Origin of the sequence: Streptomyces sp. NPDC020965, assembly GCF_044333555.1 — a bacterium.
Taxonomy (GTDB): Bacteria; Actinomycetota; Actinomycetes; order Streptomycetales; family Streptomycetaceae; genus Streptomyces.
The window spans coordinates 104,258-117,504 of the sequence record NZ_JBIRRE010000002.1 but is presented as its reverse complement, the minus strand read 5'-3'; the positions used below and the strand labels follow the sequence as shown (position 1 = coordinate 117,504).

Here is a 13,247-nt window from a genome sequence, read left to right as displayed (position 1 = left end):
CCCGAAGACCTGATCGGGACATCACTCGCAGGGGTACGGCCGCGGCGGCGCGGAGGGGAGCCGTCGCGGCCGTCGCGCGTTCCGACCGTCCGGCCGCCGCGCGCCCCTCACCACGTCACCTACGCCGGAAACACCGCCTGACGGCATATCAGATATGCCGGGCGCATGTGATCCACCGGCGACCCGATATGACAAGCCCTTCTGGCCAAAACAGCCCGCGATCGTTTGATGACGGTGTGTACTTGGGCGGTCGTCCCCCGGACGGCCACGACCACCGCCCTCCCCCGAGGTCTATTCGATGATCGATATACCGGATCCGGCCGTCGTCGGCCTGGCAGCCGGGACCCTGTCGGCGTTCGTGATGGGGGGCGGACTGCTCAGATCGCGGCGACGGCGGGCGCGCGAGCGCGAGGAGAACGCCACCCTGCGGGCCCAGCTCAAGGCCGCCCGCAGACAAGTCGACCGAGCCTCCCGGATGTTCACCGAGGAGGTCATCCACCTGGCCCGGGAGCGGATGCCCGCCGCGGCGACCCGCGCCGTGCATCCCCACTTCCAGGTACCGGGCCCGCTGCGTCCCGGCGCCGTGAACGGAGCGCTGGACACCACACTCGACGGAGTGCTCGACACCCTCGCCGCGGCGATGGTGCGTGAACGCCGCCGCGTCGACGCCGCCGCGTGCGCCGGGATGCGTGGGGCGACCCGCGAGATCCAGGCGGGGCTCTACCGCCTCCAGGACGTCGTCCGTAGCCTCCAGCACCGCTACGACGACCCGGAGTTGTCCCACACCCTCTACGCACTCGACCACGAGAACGAACAGTCCCTCCGCCGCGCCCAGGTCACCGCAGTGGTCTGCGGTGCATGGGTCGGCCTCGCCCGCGACGAATCCCATGTCGTGGACGCCGTCGTCGGGGGCAGTTCACGCCTGATCGGCTACCACCGCGTCAAGGTCAGCAACCATCTGGAGGACGGCACCGCACTGATCTCGCACGCCGTCGAACCGGTGGCGATCATCGTCGCGGAACTCCTCGACAACGCCCTCCGCCACTCCGCGGCCGAGGCGACCGTCAGCGTCGCCCTGGACCACGCGCACCACGGCATCACCGTGACCGTGGACGACGCGGGTGTCGGCATGGGCGAGGAGGAACGCGACTACGCCCAGCGGATGGTGGCCGGCACCGACCCGATCCTCCTCTCCGAGCTGGGCGACCCCCCGCGGATGGGTCTGGCGGCGATCGGACAGCTCACCCGGCAGTTCGATCTCTCCGTGGACCTGTCCTCCCGTTCTCCCTACGGAGGTGTACGGGGCGTCCTGATGGTCAAGAGCCATCTGCTGACCCGGCTCGACCCGGCCGCCTACCCGCCCTCGCCCGCCTCACCGCGCTCCACGCTCATGGAACGGGCGGCGGAACGGCAGGAGGAGCCCCGGCTCCCCCGGAGGGCCCCGGCCACCCCGTCCCGTACGCCCCCGCCCCGTACTCCCTCGATCCGTTCGTCCCGTACGGCACCCACCCTGCCGTCCCGTACGGCCGCTGTCCCGGCGCCCACCCGCACGCCGTCCCTCCCCACCCGCAAACCGACGCGGTCGGCGCCCCTGCCGCCGACCCTCCCGTCGTCCCGTACGGGAGCGCCCCCCGCGGGCCCGGCCACCGCCGGGACGTCTCCCTCCGGAACACCCTCCCCCGGAGCCGACGCCCGCCGTACCCCGCCCGCCAAGGGCGCTCCCGTCCCCGCCCGTACCCCCGTCCCTCCGACCGTCGTCTCCGACACCATCACCCACGAGTCCGCGTCCGCGCCGGACGACGATGCGCTGCCCCGCCGCCGTCGCCGTGTCCGCCCGGCCACGCATCCCGCTGATGTCCAGGTCCGGCCCCAGGCCCCCCCGCGACGCACCCCCGAAGAAGCCGCCGCAGCGCTCGGCGCGCTGCAGGCCGGGACCGCAGCCGCACGCAACGCCGCCGACCCCGAAGGGAACGACCCCGATGACCAGCCGCACCTCCCGCGACACCGGTGACACCGCGTGGGTGCTCGATCCGATCCTGGAGATCCCCCACGTCCGCGCCGCCGTCCTGCTGACCAGGGACGGCCTTGTCTCCGGGTACTCCGAACACCTCTCCCAGCCGTCCGCCGAGCGGGTCGCCGCCATCGCCAGCACCGTGCAGGGTGCCTGCCGTACCGCGGCGGCCGCCTTCGCGGACCGGGACTGCGCGGACGTACGCCAGGTGGTCATCGAGTCCGACCACGGCTACATCCTCGTCGCCCCCACCGCGCACGGCACCTGTGTGGCGGCCTACGGCGATCCCGAAGTACGTCTCGATCTGCTCGCCCATCGAGTCCACTCACAGGTGGCCAGGCTCGGCCAGAAGGCGATGGCGGCGGCGCCTCGTGGAGCCGCTGGCCATACGCCGGCATGACCGGCAGCCGGGGCGGCCGTCCGCTGGTCCCCGCCTATGTGTCCACGGACGGCAGGACACAGCCGAGCCGCAACAGCCTGGAGCGGCTCTCGGTCCTCACGGGCCTCACCGGGCTCAGCGAGCCCTCCTTATCGGGGGCCCCCGACGCCCTGAACGCCGCCGCCCAACTGCCCGTCGCCCAGCGGTGCGTCCTCGGCGTCCTGGACGGCGGTTCGCTCACCGTGGTGGAGACGGCGGCCCTGCTGGAACTGCCCGTCTCCGCCGTACGGGTGCTCGCCGCGCAACTGATCGACCTCGCGCTGGTGAGCACCCGCCCGCCCATTCCGTACGCCGTCCAGCCCGATCACGATCTGTTGGAGAGAGTCGCCGATGGCCTCCGCGCCCTCAAGCTCTAGCGGCCTGCACCTGCCGGACAGCGCCCGTGAATTGGTGAAGATCCTGGTCGCGGGCCCCTTCGGGGTCGGCAAGACCACTCTGATCGATTCCGTGTCCGAAATCCGCCCCCTGCACACCGAGGAGGAGCTGACCGAGGCGTCAGCGGCCGTGGACGATCTCGCCGGAGTGCGGGAGAAGACCACGACCACCGTCGCCATCGACTTCGGGCGGATCTCCCTGAACGGGGGGATCGTGCTCTATCTGTTCGGCACACCGGGCCAGGAGCGGTTCCGCTCGCTGTGGGCGGATATCGCCTACGGGGCACTCGGGGCGCTGGTACTGATCGACACCCGCCGGATCGACGACTCCTTCGAGGTCCTCGGTCTGGTGGAGGACTCGGGGCTGCCGTACGCCGTCGCGCTCAACACCTTCCCGGACGCCCGCGACTACACCGAGGAGCAGTTGCGCACCGCACTGGACCTGGAGCCGGGCACCCCGATGGTGGCCTGCGACGCCCGGGACACCCAGGCATCCATCGACGCGCTGCTCGCGCTGGTGCAGCATGTGCTCAGCCAGCAGCCCCCGGCCGTCGTACCGGCCGCCACCACCGGCACCACGGCCACCACGGCTGAGGAGCGGGTTCCCGGCCAGTCGGGCGGCCCCGTCGACGGCCGGGCGGACGATCGGGTGGACGATCGGGTGGACAACCAGTCGGGCGGCCGAGTGGACGGCGGTCGGGTGGCGAGCCCGGTGGACGTACCGGCCGGTGAACCGGGCGACCGGCAGGGGGCGGAGGGCCGGTGAGCCCCACCACGGATGTCTACTCCCTCGCCGAACCGGTCCGGCTCTGGGAGGACGGCTTCGCCTCCGACCCGCACGGCTACTACGACACCCTGCGGGCCCAGGGCCCGATCGGCTGGGGGGAACTCGCCCCCGGTGTCTCCGCGTATGTCGTCACCGACCGGCGCGCGGCCCTCGATCTGCTCCAGGATCCGGAGATCTGGTCCCACGATCCGCGCCCCTGGGAGGCGACGATCGCCGGGGACCCCCCGATCCTCGGCATGATGCGATGGCGGCCCAACACCCTGTTCGCCGACGGCGAGGCCCATCTGCGCTACCGCCGCACCCTGGTCGACGCGTTCAGCCTGGTCGAACCGCACGATCTACGGGAGCGGGTGCACCGCGCCGTGGAGATCCTGGTGGCCCGGTTCGGACCCCACGGTCACGCGGACCTCGTCTCCGACTTCTGCCGCCCGCTGATGGCGCTGATCTTCAACAATCTGTTCGGACTGCCCGACAGCGAGAGCGGCCGGCTCGACGACGCGCTCGCGCTGCTGATGGAGGGCGGTGAGCGGGCGGCGCTCGGCGAGGCCGAGTACGGGAGGTACGTGGTCGAACTGATCGCCACCAAGACCGCCCGGCGCGGCCCGGACCTCACGAGCTGGCTGCTCGACCACCCGCTGAAGCTGACCCCGGACGAGGTGACCTGGCAGGTCTTCCTCACCCTGGGCGCGGGGCACGAACCGACCGCCAACCTCGTCTCCAACGCGCTCTCCCGCATCCTCGGCAACCAGTCCTACTACTCCACCCTCACCCGCGGCGCCCGGCCGGTGATGGAGGCGGTGGTGGAGGTGCTGCGGTACGAGACCCCGCTGGCGAACTACGCCATCTACTACGCACGCAGGACCATCGGCTTCCACGGGGTGTGGGTACGGGCGGCCATACCGGTAGTGATCTCGTTCGGCGCCCTCGCCTACTTCGCGGAGAAGGAGTACGAGGGGGGGCACCATCCCCGGGACGCGTCGCACATGTCGTGGGGTGCCAGCGCGCATGTGTGCCCCGTGAAGCAGCACACGCTGCTGATCGCGACCGAGGCCATCGAGCGGCTGACACAGTGGCTGCCCGACCTGGACCCGGTCACCCCGCGCGAGCAACTGACCTGGCGGCCCGGTCCCTTCCACCGGTCGCTGACGGCGCTGCCGGTCCGCTTCACGCCCCGTACCCCTTGACCGCCCGTACCTCTGAGCCGTCCCGCACCTCTTGACCGCCCCGCACGCCCCCACGCCCCACGTCCCCACGCCCCGCGTCCCACGCCCCACGTCCCGCGTCCCACGCCCCGAGGAGAGTGCCGATGACCGTGTCCCCACCCGTGGCGATCGACCCGTTCGGCGCCGACATCCCTGGGGAGAGCGCCCGGCTGCGCGCGCTCGGCCCGGTGGTGGCGGTCGAACTCCCCGGCGGGATACCCGCCTGGGCACCCACCCGCTACAGCACGCTGAAGGCCCTGATCCTGGACCGACGGGTCAGCAAGGACCCCCGGCTGCACTGGTCCCTCTTCGGCGAGGTCGCCGAGAACCCGGCCTGGGGCTGGATCCTGAACTGGGTCGGCGTCGTCAACATGCTCTCGACCTACGGCGCCGACCACACCCGGCTCCGCAGGCTGGTGGCCCCGAGCTTCACCGCCCGCCGCACCGAAAAGATGCGGACCCGGGTCGAGGCGATCACCGGGGACCTCCTCGCCGAACTCGACCTCCACCGGGCCGGGGCCGTCGTGGATCTGCGCGCCGGCTACGCGCATCCACTGCCGATGCGGATGATCTGCGAACTCTTCGGCGTCCCCGACCATCTGCGGAACGCCACCGGGCGGCTCGTCGCGGCCATCATCGACACCTCCGACCCGGGTCCGGAGCACGCGCTCTCCGTCCAGGAGCAGATCGGCACCGTCCTGCCCGCGCTGATCGCCTACAAGGCCGAGACCCCGGGCGACGATCTCACCACCGAGATGCTCCGGGTCCGCGACGAGGACGGCGACCGGCTGAGCGAGGAGGAACTGCTCCACACCCTGCTGCTGGTCATCGGCGCGGGCTTCGACACCACGGTCAATCTGATCGGCAACGCGGTGGTGGCGCTGCTGCGGCGGCCCGACCAGCTCGCGGCGGTCCGGTCCGGGGCCGTCAGCTGGGACGCGGTGATCGACGAGGTGCTCCGGGTGCACCCGTCGATCGCCAGCCTGCCGCTGCGGTTCGCGGTCGAGGACATCACGGTCGACGGGGTGACGATCCCGGCCGGGGACGCCATCCTGACGACGTTCGCGGCGGCGGGCCACGATCCCGAGCGGTACGGCCCCGGGGCGGCCGAGTTCGACGCGCGGCGCGGCGCGGACGATCATCTGGCGTTCGGGGTGGGGGTGCACCGGTGCATCGGCGCCCCGCTGGCCCGGATGGAGGCGCGGACCGCCCTGCCCGCGCTGTTCGACCACTTCCCGGGGCTGGAGCTGGTGGCGGGCGACGGGCTGGCGCAGGTGCCGTCCTTCATCGCGTACGGGTGGCGCGAGATCCCGGTCCGGCTGCGGTAGCCACCCACCGGGACTCTCCGGCGGCCCGGGGTCACGGGGTGGCGCGGAGGTCACCCTTCAGGACTTTGCCCGAGGCGTTGCGGGGCAGCTCGGCGAGGAACTCGACCTGCCGGGGGACCTTGTAGTTCGCCATCTCCCGCCGTGCCCACGCGATCAGGTCGTCCGCCGTGAGCGTCGCACCCGGGCGCCGGACCACATAGGCCCTGCCCACCTCGCCCAGCCGCCCGTCGGGCACTCCGACCACCGCGATATCGGCTATGTCCGGGTGCAGGCCGAGTAGCTGCTCTATCTCGGCGGGGTAGGCGTTGAAGCCGCCGACGATGAACATGTCCTTGATCCGGTCGGTGATCCGGAGGTTGCCGCCCGCGTCGAGGACGCCCACGTCTCCCGTGTGCAGCCAGCCCTCCTCGTCGATGACGGCCGCCGTGCCCTCGGGGTCCTCGAAGTATCCGCCCATCACATGGTGGCCCCGGACCAGGACCTCACCGGGCCGGCCGGGTTCGGCGAGCACGCGGAGTTCGGTGCCGGGGATGGGGCGGCCCGATGTGGTGGCGATGGTGTCGGGGGTGTCGCCCCGGCGGCACATGGTGACGATGCCGCTGGCCTCGGAGAGTCCGTACGCGGTGAGGACGGTGCCGATCCGGAGTTCGCCCCGGAGCCGTTCGACCAGCCGCAGTGGTACGACGGCCGCGCCGGTGACGACGAGGCGGAGCGCGGAGAGGTCGTGGCGGTCGCGTGCCGGGTGATCGAGGAGGGACTGGTGGAGGGTGGGCGGTCCCGGCAGGACGGAGACGCGTTCGGCGGCGATATTGGCGAGGACCGTGTCCACGTTGAAGACGGGCTGCGGGATCATCGTCGCCCCGCGGGTGAGGCAGGCGATGATCCCGGCCTTGTAGCCGAAGGTGTGGAAGAAGGGGTTGACGATCAGATAGCGGTCGCCCGCGCGGAGTCCGGCGAGTTCGCTCCAGACGTCGTAGCAGCGGATCGTCTGGGCATGGGTGATGAGCGCACCCTTGGGCCGGCCGGTGGTGCCGGAGGTGAAGATGATGTCGGAGGGGTCGGTGGACCGCACGGAGTCGGCGCGGGCGCGCACCTGTTCGGTGGTGACGGTGTCGCCGCCGGCGAGGAAGTCCTTCCAGGTGCGGTAGTGGCGGTCGGCGGGCGCGGTGTCGGCGAGGACGACGACCTGTTCGAGCTCGGGGAGTTCGATGTCGGCGCGGCGCAGGGCGGCGACGTACGAGGTGCCGAGGAAGGTGCCGGTGACGAAGAGGAGCCTGGCCCGGCTGCGGCTGAGGACATAGGCCGCCTCCGTCCCCTTGAAGCGGGTGTTCAGGGGGACGAGGACGGCGCCCGCGGTGACCGCGCCGAGTGCGGAGACGATCCAGTCGACGGTGTTGGGGGCCCAGACGGCGACCCGGTCGCCCGGTGTCACACCGGCCGCCATACAGGCGGCGGCGGCCCGTTCGACGCGTTCGCCGAGTTCGGTGTAGCTGAGCCGGGTGCGGCCGTCGACGACCGCCTCGCGCTCCCCGTGCCGTTCGGCGGCGTCCCGTACCAGCCGGCCGATCGTGTCCCACTCCAGGTCGCCGTGCATAGAAATGCCTCCCGGCACAGTAGCTGACTACTCGTCAGATTACCGGTAGCCTGACGCGCTGTCAGCATTCGGGATCGAACGCCGGAGGTGCCCGTGACCGGCCTCAAGGACGCTACGGCGATAGCCGGCATCGGCCAGACGGCCTTTGCGAAACAACTACCCGAACCCGAGAAGACCTTGGCCTGTCGGGCGATCGTCGCCGCCCTGGACGACGCGGGCATCGCGGCGTCGGAGGTGGACGCGTTCGCCTCGTACACGATGGAGGAGACCGACGAGGTCGAGATCGCCAAGGCCATCGGCGCGGGCGATGTCACCTTCTTCTCCAAGGTCGGCTACGGCGGCGGCGGTTCCTGCGCCACCCTCGCCCACCTCGCCGCCGCCGTCGCCACCGGGCAGGCGAGCGTGGGCGTCGCCTGGCGGTCCCGCAAACGCGGCAGCGGCCCCCGCCCCTGGAAGAACACGGCGGTCCAGCTCCCCACCCCCGCGCAGTGGACCCGGCCGTTCGGGCTGCTGCGACCCGCCGACGAGATCGGGATGCTGGCCCGGCGCTATATGCACGAGTACGGGGCGACCCGCGACCACCTCTTCCATGTGGCGCTCGCCTGCCGCAACCGGGCCAACCAGAACCCGGCCGCGATGATGTACGAACGCCCCCTCACGCGTGACATGTATATGACCTCCCGCTGGATCAGTGAGCCGCTCTGCCTCTTCGACAACTGTCTGGAGACCGACGGCGCACTCGCCGTCGTGATCGTCTCCGCCGAACGCGCCCGGGACTGCCGCCACAAACCCGTCTACCTCCACTCCGTCGCCCAGGGCCTGCCCGCGCAGCACCACGGCATGGTCAACTACTGGAACGACGACCCGCTCACCGGCCCCGCCTGGACGGCGGCCCGGCAGCTCTGGAAGGCCGCCGACTTCGGGCCGCAGGACATCGACGTCGCCCAGATCTACGACGCCTTCACCCCGCTCATCCCGCTCTCCCTGGAGGGCTACGGATTCTGTGAGCGCGGCGAGGGAGCCGCCTTCACCGAGGGCGGCGCGCTGGAGATCGGCGGCCGGCTGCCGATCAACACCGGGGGCGGCGGACTCAGCGAGGCGTACGTCCACGGCTTCAACCTCATCACCGAGGGCGTGAAGCAACTGCGCGGCACCTCCACCGCCCAGGTCCCCGGCGCGACCACCTGCCTGGTCACGGCGGGCGAGGGCGTGCCCACATCGGCCGTACTGCTGAGGAGCTGAGATGACAGCCGAGACGTCCCTGCTCCGCCCCGTACCCGACGACGACGGCGCGCCCTTCTGGGAGTACGCGGCCCGGGGCGAACTCCGCGTCCAGACCTGCGCCGACTGCGCCGAACCACGCTTCCCGCCCCGGCCCTGCTGCCCGCACTGCCAGTCCTTCGACAGCGGGTGGCGCCCGATGAGCGGCCGGGGCCGGATCTGGTCGTACGTCATCCCGCACCCGCCGCTGCTGCCCGCCTACGCGGCACTGGCCTCCTACAACGCGGTGGTGGTCGAACTGCTGGACGCGCCGCGCGTCCGACTGGTGGGCAATGTGGTCGCCACGCCGGACGCCCCGCTGAACTCCGTCGACCCCGCGCGGCTGCGGATCGGGGCCGGGGTGAAGGTCGCCTTCACCCCGGCCGACGAAACCGGGCTGCGGCTGCCGCGCTGGCTGCTGGAGCGGCCATGAGCATCCGGGTGGAGACGGACGCGGTCCACGAGACGGGCGTCGCGCTCGTCACCCTGGACCGCCCGGCGAAGCACAACGCGATCGACCTGGACATGGCCGCGCGGCTCGCGGCGGTCTGGACCTCCTTCCGCCACGACGAAGCGGTCCGGGCCGTCGTGCTCACCGGCGCGGGCACCGAGGCGTTCTGCACGGGCGTCGACCGCTCGGTGGAGGTGCCGCAGCCGTCCTCCCCGTACTCGATCGACGATCCGCTGCTCACCGTCGGCCCCAAGGCGAACGACCTCTGGAAGCCGGTGATCGCGGCGGTGGAGGGGATGGCCTGCGGCGGGGCGTTCTATCTGCTGGGCGAGAGCGAATTCGTGGTGGCGTCCCGGCGGGCGACGTTCTTCGACCCGCACACGACGTACGGGATGGTCAGCGCGTACGAGGCGATGTATCTGGCCCAGCGGCTGCCGTACGGGGAGGCGGCGCGGATCGCCCTGATGGGCACGGCGGAACGCGTCTCGGCGGAACGTGCGTACGACACCGGGCTGGTCTCCGAACTGACCGCGCCCGGCGATGCGGTGCGGGGGGCGCTGCGGGCGGCGGGGGTCGTTGCCTCGTACCCGACGGCGGCGGTGCAGGGGACCGTGCGGGCCGTCTGGGCCGCGGGGGAGGCGGCCCGGGCGCGGGCCTTCGCGCTCGCCCCGCATCTGATCGCGCTGGGCAACGCGGGGGCGGCGGAGCAGGGGGAGCTGTTCGGGGCGCGCCGCACCACCCACCGCGTGCGGTGAGCGCTCCTGCTCGTGCCGAGAGCGCCCGGTATGTCTCGGGCTCCAGTCCCTGAAGGGTCCGTCCTCAATCGCCGGACGGGCTGGGATCACGTGCCCGAGCACCTGCCCATGCCCGGTCCCACGGACCCGAGGGTCCGTCCTCAAACGCCGGACGGGCTGAATTGAGGCGCCCGGCCGGGCTGAAGTTGGTCGCTCGCACCGGTGCGTGGGTCCGTGGAAGCAACTATTGACGACGGGCCGAGCACACAAATCCAGCCCGCCCGGAACCCAGCCCGTCCGGAACCCAGCCCGTCCGGCGATTGAGGACGGACCCTTCGGGGCGGGGAGGCGGACATGGACAAGAGCCTCGGCACGAGCAGGCCCGCCGCAAGCCCCGGCGCAGCCGGGACGGCCGTCGTCCTGGTCCACGGAAGGGTGTCGGAACGGCGGCCGCCGGCTCCGACCGTACGCCGGGAGCACGGGCGCCGCCATCGGAGCCCGCAAGGGCGACTCAGCGGCCCCGCCCCGTCGCCGTACCCTTCACCGCGTCCAGCGCGTACACGCACCGGTCCTTGCTGCACGCGTACACCACCCCGCCGCGCACCACCGGCGAGCCGGTGATCTCGCCGCCCGTCGCCAGCTTCCAGCGGAGCTGCCCGCCCGCCGCGTCCAGGGTGTAGAGGACGTGGTCCGCCGAGCCGAAGTGGACCCGGCCGTCCGCGACCACGGGCGCGCCGACGACCTCGCCGCCCGCCGCGAAGCGCCACATCGGGGTGCCCGTCACCGCGTCCAGGGTGTAGAGCGCGCTGCCGCTGCCCACATGCACGCTGCCCCCGGTGACCAGGACCGGTTCGATGGACTGACGGGCCTCCGTGGCGATGCGCCACCGGTCGTTGCCCGTCGTGGCGTCGAGGGCGTAGACCGTGCCGAGGTAGTCCGCGAGATAGACCCCGCCGCCCGTGACGGCCGGTCCCGGCGCGAAGGCGGGCGGGGAGAGGAAGACCGCCGGGGCCTCGAAGTGCCAGCGCACCCGGCCGCTGGCGATGTCGACGGCGAGCACTCGGGTGCCCGCCGAGACGTAGACGTACCCGTCGGACGCGGGCCGTACCCGGACCGGTACGCCGCCGCAGGACGCGGCGTCGCCGACGGGGTAGGACCAGCGTTCCCGGCCGGTCCTCGCCTCCAGCGCGCGCAGCCGGGCGTCCTGCCAGACGTACACCGTGTCGTCGAAGACGGCGGGTCCCGCCTCCGGGGTCTCGAAGTCGGTCTGCGCCCCGGTCAGCTCCCACAGCTTCTCGCCGTTGGACGCCTCCCAGCCCTGGACGCCGCCGCCGCGCGTGCCGGTGACCAGCGTGCCGCGCTCCGCCTTGAGCGAGTACACCCAGGCGTCGGTCTGGAGCCGCCACCGCTCCTGACCGTCGGCCGCGTCCAGCGCGTACAGCGTGGGCCCGTCGGAGGCGTGGATGCGGCCCGCCTCCACCGCCATCGCCCAGGCCACGTCCCGGGTCTTGAACTGGCGCCGGCCGGATGCCACGTCCAGGGCGTGCACCTCGAACGAGGTCACATAGAGCAGTTCGCCGTCGACCACCGGGGTGCCCCAGACGTCGTTGGACATCCGGAAGCGCCAGGGCCGCCAGCGGGACGGCGCGTCCGGCGCCTGCGCGGGCGGGAGCGGCGGGGAGTGGGCGGGCTGCGGTGGGACGGGGCCGATGCCGTTCACCCCCGCGGGGGGACGGATCCAGCCGGTCGCGGGGCCCGCGTCGGAGACCGCCGTACGACCGGTGTCGGCGACCCGCAGCCCGGGGCCGATCGGCGCCCGCGCACCCGGAAGCTGTACGGGGCCGGCCGGTGACGGCGCCCCGGTGCGCGGATCGCCGCCGTGGTGCGGCGTACCCCAGTCGCCGCCCCGGCGCGGTGGGACGTGCGGCGGGGAGTGCGGTGGCGACGGGGGCGCCGGCGGTGGTACGGGCGGCGCCTCGGGAGCGCGTTGTGGCGGTGCGACGGCGGCGACCGTCCGGCCACCGCCCCGGCGCTGCTCGATCATCGCCGTGGCCCGGGTCGGCAGCCAGGCGGACGCCGTACCGCTGTCGTCACCGCCGGAGGAGAAGAGGTGCGGGGCGAGCTGGGCCTGGAGGTCCTCCGGCGACGGCCGCAGCGTGGCGTCCATCTGCATACAGGAGTCGATCAGCGGGCGCAGCTCCCCGGGCAGGCCCTCCATGTCCGGGCCCTCGCGGAGCAGCATGAAGACCGTCTCGACCGGGTTGGCGCCGTGGAAGGGTGCGTGGCCCGTCCCCGCGAAGACCAGGGTGGAGCCGAGGGAGAACACATCGCTGGCACCGGTGACGCTGCGCGAGTCGCGTGCCTGCTCGGGCGACATGTACGCGGGGGTGCCGACGGCGACATTGGTCATGGTCAGCCGGGTGTTGGAGACACCGGATGCGATGCCGAAGTCGATGACGCGCGGGCCGTCCTCGACGACGAGGACGTTCGACGGCTTGAGGTCCCGGTGGACCAGGCCCGCGCCGTGGATCGACTGGAGGGCCTCGGCGATGCCCGCCGCGAGCCAGCGGACCGCGCGGGCCGGCAGGGGCCCGCACTCGTTCACTATTTCTTCCAGGGACGGCGCCGGCACATACGCGGTGGCCAGCCAGGGGACGGCCGCCCGCGGGTCGGCGTCCACCACCGCCGCCGTGTAGAACCCGCTGACGGCGCGCGCCGCCTCCACCTCGCGGGTGAACCGGACCCGGAAGAGCTGGTCCTCGGCCAGTTCGGTACGTACGGTCTTGATCGCCACGCGGCGGCCGGACGCCGAGCGGGCGAGATAGACCAGCCCCATGCCCCCGGCACCGAGCCGGCACAGCACTTCGAACGGACCGATCCGTCTCGGATCATGCTGCGTCAGCTGCTCCATACCTGCCTGCCACCTCCCCGTACGGGCTCCGGATCACGCGTGCCCGTCACCTACCGCTCACTGCAGCGTCTCACCACCGGGACCCTCAGCGGCGGTCCCGGCTGATTCTTCCTGTCGGGGGCGGCGGTTGCGAACCCGGGGGCGGATCGGCGTGTG

The 13,247-nt window shown here is 72.5% G+C and carries 10 protein-coding genes and 1 pseudogene; 9 read left to right on the top strand and 2 right to left on the bottom strand.

Annotation, left to right across the window (positions count from 1 at the left end):
• The first annotated feature begins 298 nt into the window (after positions 1-298).
• The 6 genes and pseudogenes from ACH4S7_RS07380 (at position 299) to ACH4S7_RS07355 (ending at position 6,141) form a co-directional block, all read left to right on the top strand.
• The gene (locus ACH4S7_RS07380) at positions 299-2,011 is read left to right on the top strand and encodes an ATP-binding protein (protein WP_398520156.1); all 1,713 of its coding nucleotides are present in this window, start codon (positions 299-301) and stop codon (positions 2,009-2,011) included.
• On the top strand, positions 1,980-2,411 hold the full coding sequence (locus ACH4S7_RS07375; protein ID WP_398520155.1) for a roadblock/LC7 domain-containing protein: 432 nt from the start codon (positions 1,980-1,982) through the stop codon (positions 2,409-2,411). Before ACH4S7_RS07380 ends, ACH4S7_RS07375 begins: the two co-directional genes overlap by 32 nt.
• Positions 2,408-2,806, top strand: a complete 399-nt coding sequence (locus ACH4S7_RS07370; protein WP_398520154.1) for a DUF742 domain-containing protein — start codon at positions 2,408-2,410, stop codon at positions 2,804-2,806. The genes ACH4S7_RS07375 and ACH4S7_RS07370 overlap by 4 nt, the downstream gene beginning before the upstream one ends.
• Positions 2,781-3,371 (top strand): annotated as a pseudogene (locus ACH4S7_RS07365) (GTP-binding protein); the annotation flags it as partial. The gene ACH4S7_RS07370 and the pseudogene ACH4S7_RS07365, both read left to right, overlap by 26 nt.
• Positions 3,372-3,586: 215 nt before the next feature.
• Positions 3,587-4,795 carry a cytochrome P450 gene (locus ACH4S7_RS07360; protein ID WP_398520153.1) on the top strand — a complete coding sequence of 403 codons (1,209 nt, stop codon included), beginning with the start codon at positions 3,587-3,589 and terminating at the stop codon, positions 4,793-4,795.
• A gap of 122 nt (positions 4,796-4,917) precedes the next feature.
• Positions 4,918-6,141: a cytochrome P450 gene (locus tag ACH4S7_RS07355; RefSeq protein WP_398520152.1), complete on the top strand. Its 1,224-nt coding sequence runs from the start codon at positions 4,918-4,920 to the stop codon at positions 6,139-6,141.
• A gap of 31 nt (positions 6,142-6,172) precedes the next feature.
• Here ACH4S7_RS07355 and ACH4S7_RS07350 read toward each other — a convergent pair whose 3' ends face one another.
• Positions 6,173-7,735, bottom strand: a complete 1,563-nt coding sequence (locus ACH4S7_RS07350; protein WP_398520151.1) for a FadD3 family acyl-CoA ligase — start codon at positions 7,733-7,735, stop codon at positions 6,173-6,175.
• A 93-nt stretch (positions 7,736-7,828) separates the two neighbouring features.
• Between ACH4S7_RS07350 and ACH4S7_RS07345 the strand changes: the two genes are divergently transcribed.
• Genes ACH4S7_RS07345 through ACH4S7_RS07335 form a run of 3 tightly spaced genes read left to right on the top strand, consistent with a single transcriptional unit; the run spans position 7,829 to position 10,201 of the window.
• Positions 7,829-8,977 carry a lipid-transfer protein gene (locus ACH4S7_RS07345; protein ID WP_398520150.1) on the top strand — a complete coding sequence of 383 codons (1,149 nt, stop codon included), beginning with the start codon at positions 7,829-7,831 and terminating at the stop codon, positions 8,975-8,977.
• A gap of 1 nt (position 8,978) precedes the next feature.
• Positions 8,979-9,428: a Zn-ribbon domain-containing OB-fold protein gene (locus ACH4S7_RS07340; protein WP_398520149.1), complete on the top strand. Its 450-nt coding sequence runs from the start codon at positions 8,979-8,981 to the stop codon at positions 9,426-9,428.
• A complete protein-coding gene (locus ACH4S7_RS07335; protein ID WP_398520148.1) occupies positions 9,425-10,201 on the top strand; it encodes an enoyl-CoA hydratase/isomerase family protein in 777 nt (258 codons plus the stop codon). The genes ACH4S7_RS07340 and ACH4S7_RS07335 overlap by 4 nt, the downstream gene beginning before the upstream one ends.
• A gap of 490 nt (positions 10,202-10,691) precedes the next feature.
• On the opposite strand, the gene ACH4S7_RS07330 is transcribed toward ACH4S7_RS07335, so the two are convergent.
• The gene (locus ACH4S7_RS07330) at positions 10,692-13,091 is read right to left on the bottom strand and encodes a PQQ-binding-like beta-propeller repeat protein (RefSeq protein WP_398520147.1); all 2,400 of its coding nucleotides are present in this window, start codon (positions 13,089-13,091) and stop codon (positions 10,692-10,694) included.
• Positions 13,092-13,247 lie beyond the last annotated feature (156 nt).

Bases quoted from the DNA above. Each gene is read 5' to 3' on its own strand.
- ACH4S7_RS07340 (WP_398520149.1), top strand. From the start codon at position 8,979: ATGACAGCCGAGACGTCCCTGCTCCGCCCCGTACCCGACGACGACGGC.
- ACH4S7_RS07330 (WP_398520147.1), bottom strand. From the start codon at position 13,091: ATGGAGCAGCTGACGCAGCATGATCCGAGACGGATCGGTCCGTTCGAA.
- ACH4S7_RS07380 (WP_398520156.1), top strand. From the start codon at position 299: ATGATCGATATACCGGATCCGGCCGTCGTCGGCCTGGCAGCCGGGACC.
- ACH4S7_RS07375 (WP_398520155.1), top strand. From the start codon at position 1,980: ATGACCAGCCGCACCTCCCGCGACACCGGTGACACCGCGTGGGTGCTC.
- ACH4S7_RS07355 (WP_398520152.1), top strand. From the start codon at position 4,918: ATGACCGTGTCCCCACCCGTGGCGATCGACCCGTTCGGCGCCGACATC.
- ACH4S7_RS07350 (WP_398520151.1), bottom strand. From the start codon at position 7,735: ATGCACGGCGACCTGGAGTGGGACACGATCGGCCGGCTGGTACGGGAC.
- ACH4S7_RS07370 (WP_398520154.1), top strand. From the start codon at position 2,408: ATGACCGGCAGCCGGGGCGGCCGTCCGCTGGTCCCCGCCTATGTGTCC.
- ACH4S7_RS07335 (WP_398520148.1), top strand. From the start codon at position 9,425: ATGAGCATCCGGGTGGAGACGGACGCGGTCCACGAGACGGGCGTCGCG.